The sequence below is a fragment of the Pseudomonas sp. NBRC 111138 genome (assembly GCF_001320835.1).
Taxonomy (GTDB): domain Bacteria; phylum Pseudomonadota; class Gammaproteobacteria; order Pseudomonadales; family Pseudomonadaceae; genus Aquipseudomonas; species Aquipseudomonas paracarnis.
The window spans coordinates 1-17,271 of the sequence record NZ_BCBO01000144.1 but is presented as its reverse complement, the minus strand read 5'-3'; the positions used below and the strand labels follow the sequence as shown (position 1 = coordinate 17,271).

Annotated in this window: 22 protein-coding genes and 1 tRNA gene; 13 read left to right on the top strand and 10 right to left on the bottom strand. The window is 58.2% G+C overall.

Annotation, left to right across the window (positions count from 1 at the left end; translation table 11 throughout):
• The 7 genes from APH41_RS24850 to APH41_RS29515 form a co-directional block, all read left to right on the top strand.
• Positions 1–264: DUF2345 domain-containing protein (locus tag APH41_RS24850; protein WP_156359091.1), on the top strand; the 264-nt coding region annotated here is incomplete at its 5' end.
• Entirely contained in the window at positions 261–1,166 is a 906-nt protein-coding gene (locus APH41_RS24845) for a DUF4123 domain-containing protein (protein WP_202889068.1), read from the top strand. The genes APH41_RS24850 and APH41_RS24845, both read left to right, overlap by 4 nt.
• Before the next feature lie 190 nt (positions 1,167–1,356).
• Positions 1,357–1,848, top strand: a complete 492-nt coding sequence (locus APH41_RS28570; protein ID WP_072448726.1) for a DUF3304 domain-containing protein — start codon at positions 1,357–1,359, stop codon at positions 1,846–1,848.
• The gene (locus APH41_RS24835; protein WP_218187871.1) at positions 1,845–3,665 is read left to right on the top strand and encodes a phospholipase effector Tle1 domain-containing protein; all 1,821 of its coding nucleotides are present in this window, start codon (positions 1,845–1,847) and stop codon (positions 3,663–3,665) included. The genes APH41_RS28570 and APH41_RS24835 overlap by 4 nt, the downstream gene beginning before the upstream one ends.
• Before the next feature lie 534 nt (positions 3,666–4,199).
• Positions 4,200–4,376, top strand: coding sequence for a hypothetical protein (locus APH41_RS29140; protein WP_172415513.1), 177 nt, complete (start codon positions 4,200–4,202; stop codon positions 4,374–4,376).
• Positions 4,377–4,627: 251 nt separating this feature from the next.
• A complete protein-coding gene (locus APH41_RS24830; protein WP_054922092.1) occupies positions 4,628–4,825 on the top strand; it encodes a hypothetical protein in 198 nt (65 codons plus the stop codon).
• 148 nt (positions 4,826–4,973) lie between these two features.
• Complete coding sequence (locus APH41_RS29515) at positions 4,974–5,198, top strand: hypothetical protein (protein WP_232241649.1); 225 nt, start codon at positions 4,974–4,976, stop codon at positions 5,196–5,198.
• A 48-nt stretch (positions 5,199–5,246) separates the two neighbouring features.
• Here APH41_RS29515 and APH41_RS24820 read toward each other — a convergent pair whose 3' ends face one another.
• A complete protein-coding gene (locus APH41_RS24820) occupies positions 5,247–5,534 on the bottom strand; it encodes a hypothetical protein (protein ID WP_072448728.1) in 288 nt (95 codons plus the stop codon).
• A 359-nt stretch (positions 5,535–5,893) separates the two neighbouring features.
• Between APH41_RS24820 and APH41_RS24815 the strand changes: the two genes are divergently transcribed.
• From APH41_RS24815 to yecR, 4 genes are all read left to right on the top strand, one after another.
• Positions 5,894–6,193 (top strand): hypothetical protein, encoded by a 300-nt coding sequence (locus APH41_RS24815; RefSeq protein ID WP_054922084.1) that lies wholly within the window; start codon positions 5,894–5,896, stop codon positions 6,191–6,193.
• A 275-nt stretch (positions 6,194–6,468) separates the two neighbouring features.
• A complete protein-coding gene (locus APH41_RS24810) occupies positions 6,469–7,077 on the top strand; it encodes a hypothetical protein (RefSeq protein ID WP_054895744.1) in 609 nt (202 codons plus the stop codon).
• Between the two features lie 42 nt (positions 7,078–7,119).
• Positions 7,120–7,536: a hypothetical protein gene (locus tag APH41_RS24805; RefSeq protein ID WP_054922082.1), complete on the top strand. Its 417-nt coding sequence runs from the start codon at positions 7,120–7,122 to the stop codon at positions 7,534–7,536.
• A gap of 74 nt (positions 7,537–7,610) precedes the next feature.
• Positions 7,611–7,913 carry a YecR family lipoprotein gene (yecR, locus tag APH41_RS24800; RefSeq protein ID WP_054922080.1) on the top strand — a complete coding sequence of 101 codons (303 nt, stop codon included), beginning with the start codon at positions 7,611–7,613 and terminating at the stop codon, positions 7,911–7,913.
• Positions 7,914–8,122: 209 nt separating this feature from the next.
• Here the strand turns inward: yecR and APH41_RS24795 are convergent.
• The 5 genes from APH41_RS24795 to APH41_RS24775 all read right to left on the bottom strand — a co-directional run bounded on the left by APH41_RS24795 (position 8,123) and on the right by APH41_RS24775 (position 11,835).
• Positions 8,123–8,198 (bottom strand) — tRNA-Gly (locus tag APH41_RS24795).
• Between the two features lie 60 nt (positions 8,199–8,258).
• Positions 8,259–8,819: a CDP-diacylglycerol--glycerol-3-phosphate 3-phosphatidyltransferase gene (gene pgsA / locus APH41_RS24790; protein WP_003190391.1), complete on the bottom strand. Its 561-nt coding sequence runs from the start codon at positions 8,817–8,819 to the stop codon at positions 8,259–8,261.
• A gap of 32 nt (positions 8,820–8,851) precedes the next feature.
• A complete protein-coding gene (gene uvrC / locus APH41_RS24785) occupies positions 8,852–10,675 on the bottom strand; it encodes an excinuclease ABC subunit UvrC (protein WP_019821446.1) in 1,824 nt (607 codons plus the stop codon).
• A gap of 1 nt (position 10,676) precedes the next feature.
• Entirely contained in the window at positions 10,677–11,318 is a 642-nt protein-coding gene (uvrY, locus tag APH41_RS24780; protein WP_003190387.1) for a UvrY/SirA/GacA family response regulator transcription factor, read from the bottom strand.
• A gap of 151 nt (positions 11,319–11,469) precedes the next feature.
• Positions 11,470–11,835, bottom strand: a complete 366-nt coding sequence (locus APH41_RS24775; protein WP_054895748.1) for a helix-turn-helix domain-containing protein — start codon at positions 11,833–11,835, stop codon at positions 11,470–11,472.
• Between the two features lie 82 nt (positions 11,836–11,917).
• Here APH41_RS24775 and APH41_RS28560 point away from each other — a divergent pair, with 82 nt between their 5' ends.
• Complete coding sequence (locus APH41_RS28560) at positions 11,918–12,157, top strand: DNA-binding protein (RefSeq protein WP_082423322.1); 240 nt, start codon at positions 11,918–11,920, stop codon at positions 12,155–12,157.
• Between the two features lie 35 nt (positions 12,158–12,192).
• Here APH41_RS28560 and APH41_RS24770 read toward each other — a convergent pair whose 3' ends face one another.
• Entirely contained in the window at positions 12,193–12,639 is a 447-nt protein-coding gene (locus APH41_RS24770; RefSeq protein ID WP_054922078.1) for a GNAT family N-acetyltransferase, read from the bottom strand.
• Positions 12,640–13,389 carry a carbon-nitrogen hydrolase family protein gene (locus APH41_RS24765; protein WP_054922075.1) on the bottom strand — a complete coding sequence of 250 codons (750 nt, stop codon included), beginning with the start codon at positions 13,387–13,389 and terminating at the stop codon, positions 12,640–12,642.
• 828 nt (positions 13,390–14,217) lie between these two features.
• Here APH41_RS24765 and APH41_RS24760 point away from each other — a divergent pair.
• Positions 14,218–15,297 (top strand): 3-deoxy-7-phosphoheptulonate synthase, encoded by a 1,080-nt coding sequence (locus APH41_RS24760; protein WP_054922073.1) that lies wholly within the window; start codon positions 14,218–14,220, stop codon positions 15,295–15,297.
• 124 nt (positions 15,298–15,421) lie between these two features.
• On the opposite strand, the gene APH41_RS24755 is transcribed toward APH41_RS24760, so the two are convergent.
• On the bottom strand, positions 15,422–15,844 hold the full coding sequence (locus APH41_RS24755) for a hypothetical protein (RefSeq protein WP_054922070.1): 423 nt from the start codon (positions 15,842–15,844) through the stop codon (positions 15,422–15,424).
• 134 nt (positions 15,845–15,978) lie between these two features.
• Positions 15,979–17,271: ATP-binding protein (locus APH41_RS24750; protein WP_156359090.1), on the bottom strand; the 1,293-nt coding region annotated here is incomplete at its 5' end.

The following is a 17,271-nucleotide window of genomic DNA, read 5'->3' as shown; positions in this document are numbered from 1 at the left end:
CTGAAGATCATCTCGATCGATGCGGAGGCGGAAATGGCGGCGGGGACAACACTCCATCTAGCGGTGGATGGGGGCGCCAGCCTGACGATGGAAGGCGGCAACATTACGTTTGCCTGTCCGGGGACGATCAAGGTGTATGCCAGCAAGAAATCGTTCACCGGCCCAACACAACAGTTTTTCGCATTTCCTCAGTTCCCGCGCAGCAGTTGCAAGAGCTGTATTCTGGATGCCATGCGCCAAGGTACTCCGGGGGTATTGGTGTGATACGACGTTATGCCATCATCGACAGCGCACAACGACCCCGTTTCCATGAGCGGCTGGCCAGGCTGGGCGTGCCTTACCGCTCGCTGTTCGAAGGGCATGCGGAGGCCAGCCTGAAGGATATCGCGCCGCTGCTCGTCGAGTATCCCGAGACTACGCCGCTGCCGAAGCTGGTGGCGGAAATAGAAGCCTTAGGAAGTACTAAGCCGGCCGTTAGTTTTTGGTGGAGCGCCCTGGACCTAGAGACGCTTGCACAGCATTTCCACGTATTCCATCTCGTCAAGGTACCGGAGAAAGGTGGCCGCGAAATGCTGCTGCGCTGGTACGACACCCGTGTTCTTCCCGAGCTGCTGTCATTGATGACGCCAGCGCAACGGGCCGTATTTCTGGATCACGTGCAACAGCTCCATTACTACGACCGCTTCGGTGAGCGACAGGAATGGTTGCTCATGGACGTACCTCTGGAAGGTCTCCCTGCTCTGCCACCGCTTCAATTGGATGAAACGCAGTACGCCCGGTTGCTCGATGCCTGCGAGCCCGACGTGGCAATCGCGCAACTACGACGAGTGATTCCTGATGAGATGCGCAGGCTTCCATATCACGTGCTGCACCCGTTCGTAGCCCTTCACATGCAGGACACCGTCGCGCATGGCGTAGATCAGGTCGATGACCATGTGCAGTACCTTTTGCTGGCGCTGTACACCTCGGGCGGATGCCGGAACCACCCGGCGGTGCGGGAGCGTCTTGCCGGCAAAAGTGATGACTGTGATCTGTCGTTCTCCGACTGGGCATTGAGCCTGTCAGAGGATGTTTGGCTGAGTGGTACACCTTTGTGGGAGACCTCTTCGGCAAAGGCGCCCGACGGCGTTAATGACCTACAGGACATGCAATGCAAAGAGTCTTAACGCGCCATTCTGGGTGCCTGCCGGAAGATGGCTTGCACAAATTGCCCAAAGCGCCACAGCTAGAACCTAATCGAGAAGACATTACGAGGTGCAGGCGCTCATGCTGCCAGCATAACGAGGCCAAGATTGCACATCATGAAAGGCTGGTGCACTCGTGCAGAGCTATCACAACAAAAATGGAGAAGTGGGAATGCGTCTGAAACCAATCTGGCTCTGGCTGCTTGGTCTTTTGTTTCTCCTGAGCCTGACGGCAGTGGCTTGCAGGCCAGGTTCAAAAATGAGTTCTGTGGGTGTGGTCGGCTATAACCATACGGATACCACGATCGTTCAGTTTGTTCTGGATGGGGGTGGAGGGGAAAGTTTCATTCGCGCTCACCGGGGCGGTGGCAGTACCAGTTGCTGTACGTCAATACCCGACAGGTGGCACCCTGGCTATGAGGTCGCGATTGAATGGACCACCGATTTGGAAAATTTTAAGCAAAAGGTAGTGGCCGTTCCAGAATACGACGCGAGGGCTTCACGGATGGCAGTCCACTTTTTGCGCAACGGAGACGTGAAAATCTTTGTGACATCACTTTCTCTTGGGCATCCGGATTACCCTTTAACAGGCCCTGAAGCAGGTTTGAACGAAGGTGAGGATCCGATCAGAGATGAGTGGCGAAATCAGGGGAGAAAATCATGAACGCTCGTACAGCTACCGGTGCGCAATCAATGCCGGCAAGTGGTTTTCGATCGCTCACAGGACCACAGGCCCAGCGGAGGGCCAAGGCGTTGGCCTGCCGACGTGAGAAAGGTTCAGAATGTCAAGGACAAGTACATGTCAATATTTTTTTTGACGGCACTGGCAACAACAAGGATTGGGCTGGCACCTATGTACACGGGAAACGTCGCAGTAAAAAGACACAGCGTGAGCGGAACGGACATAGCAACGTCGCACGATTATACGATGTAAGGTTACAGGAAGAGTCAAGTGGCACGTTCAATTACTATATCCCGGGAGTTGGAACTCCATTTTCAGACATTGGTGACTCTAGCGAAGAAGGCGACATGCTTGGCGGCGCAGCCGCCAGGTACGGCGCAGAACGAATCAACTGGGCTATCCTCCAAGTCTTTAACTCGATTCACCAATACGTCGCTGATGATCAACTGATTCACCGCGATCAGATGGAGACCGCCGTTAAAGAAATGTTTATTTTTGCGCCAGTTGAGAGCGTGATCCGCAAGGTCAAGTTTGAAAGACGGGCCGCCCAATTGGAAGAAGTGGTGAAGGGTAGACCGAAGCACATAAAATCAGTCCACGTATCCGTATTTGGATTTTCGCGCGGCGCGGCGCAGGCGCGCGCCTTTTTACACCGTCTGTATGCATTCACCGACGCATGGGGCAGCGGCTGCGGACACAATATCGCGGGAGTTCCCCTGTACGTTAACTTCCTCGGCATCTTCGACACCGTCGCCTCAGTTGGCTTGGCATCAATGAGCAGGGTGTCGGATGGCAAGTGGAACTGGGCATCGGGCGCATTGATGAGTGTTCACCCGGAGGCAAAACAATCCGTGCATTTTGCGGCCCTGCACGAGCAGCGCATCAATTTCCCGCTGGACCTCGCCACAAGCGGCGAGGAGAGACTATATCCTGGGATGCATTCGGATGTGGGCGGAGGCTACTCGCCGGGAGGACAGGGAAAGGACTTTGTGGATAGCAAGGCGGATGGTACGGCTAAGCTGTCGCAGATCCCGTTGATCGACATGCACCACGAGGCGATTAAGGCAGGTGTACTGCTCATGACCATCGAAGAGATCAGACAAGATCCGATAGAGGCTAAGCACTTCGGTTGTCATCCTCAGTTGATCCGCGACTACAATACGTGGTTGAAAGATCATACTATCGAAGCTGGCCCACATGCGCAGCAGATCCGCAAGCATTCCCAACAGTACGTGGCCTGGAAGGGTAAACGTTTCTGGAAGGGACCTGAGAACCTGAAACAGCAGCCATTCTATAAGCAGTGCGACGCCGAGGATCTCTATGATCTAAATAACGCCCACCGCGACTTCAGCCAGTTGGTAGCCAAGCTTGCGCAGGATCGTAAAGAATGGCTTGCGCACCAGGCAACGCTGAAGCGCATTGAGGTGGCGCGCAGGACCGGACAGTTGATACTTGAGCCCACCCCCCATCCATCAATGGCGGCGAACAATTACGCTCGCCTACCTACCGAAACTCGCAACCTGGCGGAGCTAGTGCTGAACCGAACGCCAGTGCCTGAAGCCAGTACCGTGCTGTTCGACAAGTATGTACATGACTCGCTCGCCGGTTTCTACCTGTATACCAGGACCGAGTTGAACATCCCTAAATTCAAGACCGTCGGGTATCTACGCTATCGTTCGGTCTTCAGCGTGGCCGGGAGCAGACCGCAGGATTGCCGTGACCCGGCCAAGGCTCCGTCGGGCAATGTTCCATCCGTCGGCGGTGCTTTCCAGCAGCTAGGTAACACGATGGGGCGTTGAGCGTGGCCCATCGGGCGCTTTCTCTTGATGGAATGGGCAGTAGCTAAGATCGTCGTGTTATAGGCGAACACGGCCAAGTGCTGCATGCAGAGGTGATGCACATAACAAGCCGAACACGCAGTATGTTGCGAAGACGTTAGTGCCCCCCAGATCGCCGATCGGGTTTGTCGTACTCATCGCATACTTGAGTTCACACCGACTCTTATTTTTGATCCCGGTGCCGAGCCGCTGGAGAGTTTACCGCTGCTCGATACCTGATCGCTGTCCTCTTCGAGCCCCGTTTCCGGGGCTCTCTTCATTTCCTCTTGTGCAGTAACGACTAGGGCCATCAAGCGTAGTCAACAGAACGCGTCTAGGTCGGAGTCACACCCGACTTTTGACAGCAAAACCACCTATAGAAAAATATTTCACACAGTTCAAAACAGGTTTCTACACTCACCTCAAATGCCCCGTCATTTATTTGATCAGACTACCCAGGCAGGGTCGAGCTACCCGACATAATCAGCTGGCTTTTCGCAACATAGGACGAAGTTCATGCTGTCAAGTAAAGGGGTTTCACATCTGTTTTTTGTATTCTGGCAAAGACGCCGGCTGCGCATCCTCACGGATGAAGAAGCACGTTTGATTGAACACTTCCGCACGCTGTCGGAAACCGACCGGGTGGCGATGCGCTATTTGACCTGCGCCTTCAAGGAGGTGTCCCGTTTCTGACAGATTCGCACCTCCCCACCGCCAATCTGACCATGGAGGCCAGTTTGGCGGGCTCTCCGCTCAATCGCACCTTCATTCAACCGGGTTTGAAAGATCACTCCTACATCGTTGCCAAGCCCTTCCGACAGCCCCTTCTGAAAAACTCAGCAGTCACGAAAAATGACGAGCCCTTTTCTACAATAAACGTTATGTATTCAGTTGTTCTGGGCAAGAAGCCCGCGTCTCCATTCACCTCATGAAGAACTTGGATCATGCTAAATACCTCATTTTTTCCCTCATTACGTACCGCCATCGGTACAGCCCTGCGGCCCCGACAGCTCAACCGAGAGGAAGAGCGCCTGGTCCACTACTACCGTTGCTTGTCGGAACAGGATCGTGAAGCAGTGCGCTGCCTGATGTTTGCGGTCAGGGAAACCAGCGAGGCGAACACCCTCACCCATAAAAAGTGATGCCGTCATGGGTCAGCGAACGATGGAAGTACCTGCGGGTTGGACATCTAGCCGGCAGCCAGTCACTAACACCCTCGCGATGGACTTTTCTACCCAGCTAGAGCATGCCTGCTGAAGCCCCATCGCCGTGGAGGATCTGCATCTCCCCATGCCCGCCTTCGTCACCCTCCAGCCTCGATTCCCCTTCGGTGGCCTGACCATTTCCCGCTGTGTGGACGCCCTGATCCGGCAGGATCTGCTCGACCCGCTGCCCTATGTGCGCCGGCACATCTGCGGTGATTGGGGCGATGTGCGCGCAGAGCATCGCCGCTACGGCGACCCACCTGATATTGCGAACCGTCGCGTCGTAACTCAATCAACCACCAGACCTTGAGCCCCAGCCTGTCGAGGGCTCTCTGCCATGTGCTCGCGCAGGGCTTCGCTACTCGCTTGTCGCCGGGAATTTCTCGCCAGCCCCTGTTTCCAGCCACTGTGCATTAACGCTCAACAGCCTGGCTAACTTATCGAGCTGCGAGTGCGGGATACCACGAGAAAACCAATTGGTCAGCCGCTGGGGGCTGATCTTCAGAAATAGCGCGAAATCCATTGGCGCGATCTTGCACTCCGACAGCACTACCCGCAGACGCACGCCGGAACATTCCGCGCTGGCAGCGCGAAGCGTCGTTGATCGTCGCCCTGTGCGCGCTTCTTTCCCCTGCCCGTAGCCCATTCCTTGCTCCTTGTGTAGCTCCATGTGTTTTTTTGCCTCTTTCACACTGCGGGTTCACTGAGTATAAACGCCGCGTTCACCGGTTCCAGTTCCCATGGCGCATAGTTCATTCGGGTGAGCATTGGGCGCGTCATGCGGCGTGGCAGAGCCGGATAACCGCTTGGGTTGTTGTAGCCGATTTCCGTCAGCCCCAACATGCTCCACCGTAGCTTCCGTCTCGATTTCCTCCAGGTGATTGTGGGTCCCACTACGCACTCCTAGACTCCGCCGCCGTAGGGAAAATCTCTGTCCCCTCATTATTCCCACAGGCGGCACGGCGCACAATTTCTGGTCGCCGCCACTCGCAAGGAGCCACACCCATGACCAAGACCTCAACCGCCCTCCTCCTGCTCGCACTGACCAGCCTGCTGGCCGGCTGCACCACCAATCCCAACGTATTGCAGATACACAAAGTCACAGCAGAGGCGATTGGCTTGGCCTCTACGGATGAGCTGACCATGGGCCCGGTCACCAAGAGCAAGGAGGACTTCCTGGGCGGCGCTGAACTGAACTTCAAAGCCACGACCGCCAAGGGCCGTGTGTTCAACTGCTCGACGGTCATGACTCCAGGCATCCTGCTTGAGCCGCCGAAGTACTCGCGCCTGACCTGCACGAAGTAACCCTGACAACCGGTGCGGGCATCGCACGCACCGGCTATGTGGATGGACGTCGGCGTGCCACCCTCCAATTTCTGGAGCGTTTTCACTACCGTGATACCGCCCCCACAACGCCATTGAAAGACACCTCCTACAGACCCAGCGCATGGGTTCGCAGGACGCGTCCTGATTGCGCCCACGTTATTGAAGCCCACGGATGACACTGCCTAGGATGTGCCCACTCGCTCATTTGATTGAGCCTTGGCCCTCCCAGCGTCCACGACAGGAGTCGATTGACCATGTACAACAACATCACCCTCGGTTTGCGAAAGCGCCTGCTCGCAGGTTCGACCTTCGCCCTCTTATCGCTAAGCGCAGCCCCCGCGCTGGCCACCGATTGGTGGATGATCTTTGGCACCGGCGACACGCCTAACAGAGACCTGTTCTTCGCCGATGCACAGTCGGTAAAAGCCACACAACAAGACCCGCAAAACACACAGCTGACGGTCGTGCAGGTGTTCGAAAGTCCCAACAGCCCCAACTACGTGAGCTACACGCTGGAGCTGCAATGCGCGCAACGACAGCTCAGGGTGAACTCGGCCACCGCCTACCTGCGCGCCGGGGCCACCACGGTGCTGCCGGCGCCTAAACGCTGGGTGCCGGTGCCCAAGAGCTGGCTGGAGCATGGCTATGACTTCGCCTGCGCACCAGGCAAACGCAAGTCCAACGCCATGATGCCAATGGGCGTTGGCTCCATCGACAACGCACAACTGGTAGCGATCACGCAGCAAGGCCTATTCAATCAGTTGCCGGGTAATCAGCCGATCCGCATTGAGTCCAAGAAGAGCAGCACCGAGGACGTGATGCGCGACCTCAATTTCCTCTTGGGCGCACCTGAGAAAAAATGACCTCCGGCGCCAACCGGCACGCTTGAATAATGAGTGATCAACATGAAATACACAGGCGCATTGGCCTTGGCCCTCGTACTGCTGCAGACCGGCTGCGTCAGTTTTGACACCGTCCCGGAAATGTACGCGCGCAGCCAATGGAAAGGCCGCCCGGCGCAGGACGCCATCAATTTCTTTGGTCCACCCAAAAAAATGGACCGCACCGCGGACGACCAGCATGTGGTGATGCAGTGGTACCGCGACACGTCCTACAACAGCAATGAGGTGGTGGCACAAAGCGCGGAAAGGCAGGGCAACGTGATGGTGCACACCAACTATTGGGCAACCGTCAATAACCCGAATCGCTGCATCCTTTCCATCATCGTCGATCAGGACAGAAAGATTGTCGGGTTTGAAGCCGATGAAGGCGAGTTGCTGCTGTCCAGTGGCTGCCAGTCGGTCAAATTTGGGCCGCCTTAAGGCGACCTACGCTAAGGCTGGCTAACAAAAAAACACCTGACAAATGTCATTTCCATGAAGGATCGTCCTCGACAATGAAATCCATCATCGTCGCCATCGCCCTACCGCTCTTTGCAGGCTGCGCAACGCCGAAATATTGGGAGGCCACCGGCGGCAACCCGTCCGACGGCCTTGTGCAACTCTTCTACGTACGGACGCCGTTTGAGTACGCGCAGATCCGGGAGTCCCAAGGGTTGGCGATTGCCACGGGGCGCTGCCAGTTTTGGAACTACGCGCGCGCTGAGCGCGCAGGCGCGCAAAAATCCGTGTGCCACACGATGGGGCAATTCCACTGCCTGGAAACCACCGTTACTCAGGATTATCGGTGCCAGAAGTGACACCCTCCCAAGGCGTCGAGGCGCATCGGGAAGTTGAGCGAACAGTAGTTGGCCTGGCGACCCAGGCGAACTGAGCGGATCTGGTAACATACGAACTTGAGCGCGTCCCCTACGGTTGTGCGCACAAACAAAAAAGACGCCTAAGCGTCTATTCCGTAAATCACAAGCAAAAAAAAGCCACTCGTTAGAGTGGCTTTTTCATTAATGCTTGGAGCGGGAAACGAGACTCGAACTCGCGACCCCGACCTTGGCAAGGTCGTGCTCTACCAACTGAGCTATTCCCGCTTGGTGATGCGCATTCTATAGAATCCTCAGCACCCGTCAACCCCTTGATTCAAAAAAGTTTTATTTCTTTTCAACGGTGGTTCGCAGATGGGGCCAGGCCGCACGCAGATATTGCAGCATGGACCACAGGGTCAGGCCGGCCGCGACCAGCAGCAAGGCGTAGCCCGTGAGCACCCAGAACGAGAAGTCCGACGGGTTGGCCAGCAGGATCACCAGCGCGAGCATCTGCGCGGCCGTCTTCCATTTGCCCATGTTGGAAACGGCGACGTGGGCGCGCGCGCCGATTTCGGCCATCCATTCGCGCAGTGCCGAGACGACGATTTCGCGGCCGATGATGACGGCGGCCGGGAGGGTCAGCCACAGGTTGCCGTGTTCCTGCACTAGCAGCACCAGGGCGACGGCGACCATGAGTTTGTCGGCCACGGGGTCGAGGAACGCGCCGAAGGGCGTGCTCTGTTCCAGGCGACGCGCCAGGTAGCCGTCGAGCCAGTCGGTGGCGGCTGCGAAGGCGAATACCGAACTGGAGGCGACGTAGCTCCATTCATACGGCAAATAGAACAACAATATGAAAATCGGGATAAGCAGGACGCGTAGAACGGTGATCAGATTAGGGATATTCATCGGCACAACTGGCTACGAGGTGAGAAGGCATTCTATTCGCTATGCAGATTGGCATAAATCAATTCAGCGAGCTTTTTACTGATACCGGGTGCTTTGGCTATTTCGTCAATGCTGGCACGGGAGAGCTCCTGCAAGCCACCAAAATGTTTAAGCAAGTCGCGACGCCGCGTCGGGCCAACCCCCGCAACCCCTTCCAGGGTTGAGGTTCGCCGGGTTTTGCCACGGCGGGCGCGGTGGCCGGTAATGGCGAAACGGTGCGCTTCGTCGCGAATTTGTTGAATCAGGTGCAGTGCGGGTGAGTCGCCCTTCAACGTGAACTCATGGGCGGCATCATTCAAGTACAACGTCTCGAAACCGGCCTTGCGCGTGGTGCCCTTGGCCACACCGAGCAGGATCAGGTCGGGCACCGCCAGTTCGTTGAGCACGTCACGGGCCATGGATAACTGGCCCTTGCCCCCGTCTACCAGCAGGATATCGGGCAACTTGCCCTCCCCGTCCTTCAACTTGCTGAATCGCCGCGTGAGCGCCTGGTGCATGGCGGCGTAGTCATCGCCTGCGGTAACGCCTTCGATGTTGTAGCGCCGGTAGTCGGCCTTGATCGGCCCTTCCGGTCCGAATACCACGCAGGAGGCCACCGTGGCCTCACCGCTGGAGTGGCTGATGTCGTAGCACTCCAGGCGCTGGGGCGGCTCATCCAGGTTTAGGACCTCGGCCAGGGCGTCGAAGCGTGCGGCAACGTGCTGTCGATTGGCCAGGCGTGCACCCAGGGCCTGTTCAGCGTTGGTGACGGCCAGTTGCTGCCAGCGAGCACGGGTGCCGCGTACGCGGTGGCTGATGTCCAGCTCGCGGCCGCGCAGCTCGTGGATGGCCTCGATCAAGGTGGGGAAGTCTTCGTGCACCACGTTGACGATCAGTTCAGACGGCAGGTCGCGCTCAGGGCTGCTGACGTAGTACTGGCCAAGGAACGCGGCCATGACCTCTGCCACGTCTTCGTCGATACCGGTCTGCGGGAAGAAGTTCTTGCTGCCTAATACCCGCCCGCCTCGTACGCTGATCAGGTGCACACAGGCGCCGCCCGGGTTGACGAACGCGGCGATCACGTCGACGTCACCGGTGCCGCCTTCCATGCTTTGCTGGTCCTGGACACGGCGCAGCAGGGAGATCTGGTCGCGCAGTTCGGCAGCCTTTTCGAAATCCAGGGTACTGGCGGCCTGCTCCATGGCCCCGGACAGCTCATCGGTGAGTGCGTTGCTGCGCCCTTCGAGGAACATCACCGAATGGCGCACATCCTCGGCGTACTCCGAAGGTTCCACCAGGCCCACGCAGGGCGCCTTGCAGCGCTTGATCTGGTATTGCAGGCACGGCCGGGTGCGGTTCTTGTAGAAGCTGTCTTCGCATTGACGCACAAAAAAGGTTTTTTGCAGCAGGCTCAGGCTTTCACGAATCGCCCCGGCGCTGGGATAAGGCCCGAAGTACTTGCCCTTCTGCTTTTTTGCCCCGCGGTGAATGCTCAGGCGCGGAAAGTTGCCATCCGATAAAAAAACGTAAGGGTAGGATTTATCATCACGCAGCAGGATGTTGTAAGGCGGCCGCCATTCCTTGATCAGCGTCTGCTCAAGCAGCAGCGCCTCGGTTTCATTGGCGGTGATGGTGGTTTCGACCTGGGCGATACGCGCCACCAGGGCGGCGGTTTTCGGCGCAAGGCCGGTCTTGCGAAAGTAGCTCGCCAGACGGTTCTTCAGGTTCTTGGCTTTGCCCACGTAAAGTAGACGCGCCTCGCTGTCGAACATGCGGTACACGCCGGGGCGGCCACTGCAGGTGGAGAGAAAGGCACTCGGATCAAACGGTGTGGTCATGTCAGGCGCTAGCGTCCACCATGCCGTGGCGCACTGCGAGCAGGGTCAATTCAACATCACTGCTGATGGCAAGCTTCTCGAAGATACGATAACGGTAGGTATTGACGGTCTTGGGCGACAGACACAGCTTGTCAGAGATGGTCTGCACCTTCTGGCAACCGACGATCATCAGGGCGATCTGGATTTCCCGCTCCGACAGCGCATCAAATGGCGAATCGCTGGTGGGCTGGAACGACTTGATCGCCAATTGCTGGGCAATCTGCGGGCTGATGTAACGCTGGCCGGCAAATACCAGGCGAATGGCTTGCACCATCTCGGCCAGGCCTGCGCCCTTGGTGAGGTAGCCGGCGGCACCGGCTTGCAGTAAACGGGTGGGAAATGGGTCTTCCTCGCACACCGTGACCACCACGACCTTGATGTCCGGATGGCTGCGCAATAACTTGGTCGTGGCACCAAGACCGCCAATCCCAGGCATCTTGACGTCCATCAGTACCACATCGGGCTTCAACTCCCGGGCCTTGATCAGGGATTCCTCCCCCGACTCCGCCTGGCCGACTACTTGCAGGCCGTCGATGTCAGCCAGCATTCGTGTAATGCCTGTACGAACGAGATCATGGTCATCGACTACTAGCACCCTAATCAAGCAGACACCTCGCGATATGGTCTTATAGGTTGCTGAACACCTTAGCAAAAAACCAAGGCGCAGACCTAGTTGCAAGTGTCATATATATAGAGATTCAACGTGCTGCGGCTGTTCGCCGGCTGGCGAACAGCACTGTTTCCTGGGCTAAAGGTCAGGAATCCTGGGGGTGAGACTTGGCTTTTCCGTTCACCACGGATGAATGCTCAGCCAAGGTACTGGTCAAGCGACGGATTGCGTCCTGGTCTTCCTTGAACATCGCTCGGTAATTGCCCAACACTTTTTCTTCGATCTTGCTCAGGTTATCCAGCTGGATCGGCGTTGGGCTGCCGGTCAATACGTACAGGATATCCACTCCTTTTTCGGCGACGCGAGACAAATAGTCGGCCTTGGGTGCGCGACCACCGCTTTCATATTTGCCTTGGGCGTTCGCTTCAACGCCTCCAATCTCTCCAAAAACTTTCTGCGACAGGCCAAGTCGCTCTCTTTCTTGCCTTAAGCGCGAACCGATTCCACTCATTTGGATGTATGATCCTAAATTGGCACACCCCAAGAGGTGTCACACCATCACTTCGTTAAACAAACTTGAACGGTTTTGAACTATGCCCGGAATCCGTACTGCTGCACAAGCCAAGGCCTGGCTGGAACATCAAGGAAAGTCAGTTCAAGCATTCGCCCGGGAGCATGGCGTAGACCCGGCAACCACCTATCAAGTGCTCGCCGGGCGAAAAAAGGGAAGGCGTGGAGAAGCCCATAAAGTGGCGGTACTTCTGGGCATGAAAGAGGGCGTTATCGTGGATAAACCTGAAGCTCAATCCCACGATGAACAAAGCACTAGCTGACAGCAGTATGCGCTTATTTGTAGGACGTGCCTGTTTTAGTCCGATGTGAGTGCGCGACACTCACGCTCCATCCGCCAGAAGCCATCCTCTTCACCGACAATGCTCAACCCCAGGCGCTGATACAGCCTTCTTGCCGGGTTGGTCTTGAACACCGTCAAACGTAGAAAGCCCAGGCCCTCGACGCGTGCCTTGAGCGCCATTTGCTCCAGCACCCATGTGCCCGCGCCCTGCTTGCGGCAGCATTCCAGCAGGTGCAGCTCGCGGATATACAGGGCCTTGCCGTCGCGGCTCAGGCTGATAAAGCCCATGACACCATCATCGTTGCAGATCAGCCAGTTCTCGCGGCCCGCCCAGGCCACGTCGAAGCCGTCGTTGGACCACAACAAACCGTTCTGACGGTAGTAATGGCTCATGGCCTGCTGGGTCAGGGTGCGGGCAAACGGCAGGTCCTGCTCGATGGCCCGGCGCAAATGAAACCTCATTCAGAGGGCTACCACTTGGCCGGTCCACTGCCCGCCATCGCGACGGGCGATCACCAGCGCGTCGCCGACACCGGGGGCGGCAACAAGCAAGTTGCCATCGGCGGTCCAAATTGCACTGCGGCCCGCACAAGCCCAGCCTCCGGACGGGCCACCATGGTTAGCCATCAGTACCAACAGGCCATGCTGGGACGCATAGCCTTCAAGCAAAACACTGTCCGCCGCGTAGCCTGCCTCGCTGATCAGTACGCTTGCGGCATACACCGTGGCGCCCGCTGCCGCCGCTTGGCGTGGATGGCTGGCCTGGGAAAAGTCCGCACACACCGCCAGCGCGATGCGCTCCTCTGCCAATTCCAGAGGCTCGCCGCCCTGCCCCGCAGCAAATGCCAGCTCTTCGCCGGGGTGCAGATGCTGCTTGGTGTAGACGCCTACTGAACCGTCCGCCTCAAGCACCAGCGCGCCGATCAGCACACCTGTTTTTGGCGCCAAGCGCACCGGCATGCCCACCACAGCCATCAACCGCAGCTCCCGCGCCAGCTCACGCAGGGGCGCCAACACGGCGTCTTGCGGGTCGATGGCCAGGTCGACCGCCAGGAACGGCTCGTAGCCTGTCAGTGACAGTTCTGGAAACACCAGGCATTGCACGCCCTGTTCAGCCGCGGCCCGCATCAACGCCAGGTGCCGCTGGATATTGGCAGCGATATCGCCCGGGATGGAAACGGTTTGCGCCGCAGCAAGGGTCAAGGCAGTCATGGTCGCGTCCTGGCAATCATTGTTTGAGAGCCGTCAGCATATCCACACTTACCCCATAGCGGCATAGGTATCGCCGTTACCGCAGGAATGGATATGTACACGGTCCAACTGTGTTGACTGTCAGGCCGTCTTCGCAGGCAAGCCAGCTCCCACATTTGGATCGCGGTGCCTCAGCCAGGTCAGCGCCGGCTGTCAGGCCGTCACGGGAGCAAGCTCCCTCGCCACAGGTCCAGCGTCGCAGCAAAGTTGTGTAGATACCTATGCCCATAGCGGTAAGTACTACCACGCAATAGAAATTACTGATTGAATCCACCCGCACGCCTCTAGTAAGCTCCCCCCATCATTTGGAGAGCCCCATGTTGCCACTCACCCACACTCAGGTTTGCCCTGCTGCCAGCGCCTTGCGCTCGGTGTCGGCTATCCGTGTGAACGGTTCGAGCGCACTGGCCGGCTTTTATTTTGGGTATTGGTTTAGCCACTGGCGCGCCTGATACCTGAAATCGGCGCCCACTACTCAAGGGGTCGCCTACCAGAGAAATCTAAACCCCCGGTCGGCTCCCCGACCGGGGGTTTTGTTTTTTCAGCGCCTGATAACTTGTTTTTCACGCTCACTTAAAGGAATCACACCATGAACTACGCCACCTATTACCGCTACGACACTTGCACTGCATGGCGATTTAGCCAGCTCCGTTCGGGACAGCCTGCCGCCTCCGACCGGTCACCCCGTGGTGGCAAGCCAACACACGTAGCCGATACGGCCAATTGTCGAACACCCCAGTAGGCCAAGCGTGCGGGAATCGCCCGCCGCTTGCCCAGGAAGCCTTGAATATGAACTCCTCCGTCGCCGCTTTGCCCGTCTCTACCCTCAACAGCGCCAATGAAGCCTTGACCCAGCGTTTGCCCAGCGCTCTTGAACTCAAGCACCAACTCCCGCTCAGCCCGTTCCTCAACGAACAAGTCCACGCCCATCGCCAAGCCGTGCGCGCCATCCTCAATGGCGAAGACTCACGCTTGCTGGTGATTGTCGGCCCGTGCTCTATCCACGACCCGGAATCGGCCATGGAATACGCGCGCAATCTGAAGAAGCTCGCGCTTGAAGTCAGCGACCAGATGCTGCTGGTGATCCGTGCCTACGTCGAGAAACCGCGCACCACTGTGGGCTGGAAAGGCTTGGCCTACGATCCACACTTGGACGGCAGCGATGACATGGCCGCCGGCCTGACCCTGTCCCGCGAACTGATGCGTGAAATGCTGCGCCTGGGCCTGCCGGTGGCCACCGAGTTGCTGCAACCCATGGCCGCCGGCTACTTCGATGACCTGCTCACTTGGGTCGCCATTGGCGCACGCACTACCGAATCGCAGATTCACCGCGAAATGGCCAGCGGCCTGGGCATGCCCGTGGGCTTCAAGAACGGCACCGACGGTGGCGTCGCCATTGCTTGTGATGCGATGCGCTCAGCCTCTCACCCGCATCGCCATTTCGGCGTGGACAGCCAGGGCCACCCGGCGATCATCCAGACTCCCGGCAACCCCGACACCCACTTGGTGCTGCGCGGCGGCCACCGTGGGCCCAACTACGATGCGCAAAGCGTGGCCGGCGTAAAGCACGACCTGGCCAAGTCCAAGGTGACGGCACGGATCATGGTCGATTGCAGCCATGCCAACAGCGGCAAGAACCCGCTGCGCCAACCGGCGGTATTCAATGACGTGCTGGAGCAGCGCCTGCAAGGTGATACCTCGCTGGTCGGCATGATGCTTGAAAGTCACCTGTTCGAAGGCTGCCAGCCGCTGAGCGCGTCGATGAAATACGGCGTTTCGGTGACCGATGGTTGCCTGGGTTGGAACGGGACCGAGCAGTTGTTACGCAGTGCCGCCGAGCGGTTGCGGGAACACCGCAAAGCCGACTGATCGGTGAAAACTAAAATCCGGCAGGGAGCTTGCTCTCGCTGGACGGGGTGCAGGCCCCGTCATTTTAGACAAAAAGCGGGTCCGCTTCGCGCCCCAGCGGGGGCAAGCTCCCTAAGGGACGCGGCTAGGCCCTGGCCACCGGCATGCGGGATAACTCCCGCAGCCACGGCAACACTCGCAGGTCGTGGAAGACCTCCGAGGGGTCGACGATGCCCATGAAATGTTCAAGATTGACGTTGTCCGGCACGCCCGGCAGGCGCACCCGTATTACCGGCGTTACACCGCAAGGCGCACCCAGATCCAGGTGATCGTAGACCAGCACATGACGCACCTGAGGCTGAGCTTCGTAAGCCTGGGCCATCAGCGCCGCATTGATAATCAGCACATCGAATGGGTCGGCAGGAATAGCGGTGAGAATCCGTAACTCCTCGAACGTTTGCACCGGCACGATCCGGTAATAGCCCAACTGGTTGAGCATTTTCTCGATGTACAGGCGTTGCAGATGCTGTTCATCGGCAATCAGGATGGTCAATGCTTTGTTCGGCATGGCAAACCCCTGGGCAGGCAGTGCTCGACAGTGAGCGTCGCCCATTTTCCAGACATATGCCGACGAAAAAATCAGGCTTATTCCCCGTTCATGTAAGAACTTTCCCAAATCCTCCGAAAGGCGATCAACCACAGTCAGGGCTGATTGCAATAAGCGCTTAAGCCATGATGCAAAACATCGATCGCCTCACCCACGCTTTCAACCGCTGGTCCCAATGCCTGACGGTCCCGCTGTTCACACGCCGCCTCCAATGCCTCACATACACTGATCAATGGGTTGGCCTTGACCATCCGCGCGCCTCCCTTGGCACGATGAGCCAGGTCGTGCAACTTGGCAAAGTCTGCCTGGCTTGCCAGCCGTGGCAGCAAGGCACGATCCGCCTCCAGGCTTTCGAGTAACGGCGCCAGCAATTCGACCAGCGCGGCATGATCATCCCCGGTCAGCGCAACCAGGGTGCTCAAGTTGAAGGTAACCAAGGGTCGCGGGCTCGTGCCAACTGAACGCGACGCCAATGCCGCCCGCAAGTCGTCCAGCCCGGTGGGCTTGAACAGGCAGCCATCCATGCCAGCCTGCCGACAGCGCTCGGCTTCCTCCGGCTGGGCGTTGGCGGTGAACCCGAGTAACAGGCAGGGCCCCAGACCCCGCTCACGCTCCTGTGCGCGAATCTCCTGGGCCAACTGATAGCCGTTCTTGAACGGCATATTGCAATCGGTAATGACGCCGTCGAACTGCCCCGTTCGCCACTGTTCAAGCCCTTGGACACCGTCTTCGGCCGTGATGATACGGTGGCCCAGAAAGCTCAACTGTCGGGCCAGCAGCAAGCGGTTGGCCGGGTAGTCGTCCACCACCAGAATGCTCAGCGCGCGCCCCTCAGGCGCCGCCTCTTGCACAGGCTCAATCGGGGCTGGCAGCGTGGCGGTCATGACCAGGGTCAACGTCACGTCCACCCGAGTGCCGTGCCCCAACACACTACTCAAGTGCAATTGGCCGCCCATCATTTCGCACAGGCTGCGGCTGATCACCAACCCCAGCCCAGACCCGCTGCGTGCCGATTGCTGGTTATTGCTGCCCTGGATGAACACACTGAACAACCGCTGCTGGTCGGTGACGCTGATTCCGATGCCGGTATCTTGCACCCATAACTGCACGGCCAAGCGATCGCCCTCGACCACCGCCTGCGCGACCAAACTGACCTGCCCATGGGGAGTGAACTTGATGGCATTGCTCAGCAGATTCGAGACCACCTGCTTGAATCGCAGCGGGTCGACCAGCACCGCCTGGTCAATCAACGGGTCCAGCTCAACCTGCAGTGCCAACCCCTTGGCTCGGGCCAGCCCCTCGAATACGCGTGCGACCGACGCCAACAACTCATGCAGGTTGGCGGGCTCCAGGGTCAGTGACAAATGCCCGGACTCGATCCGCGCTAT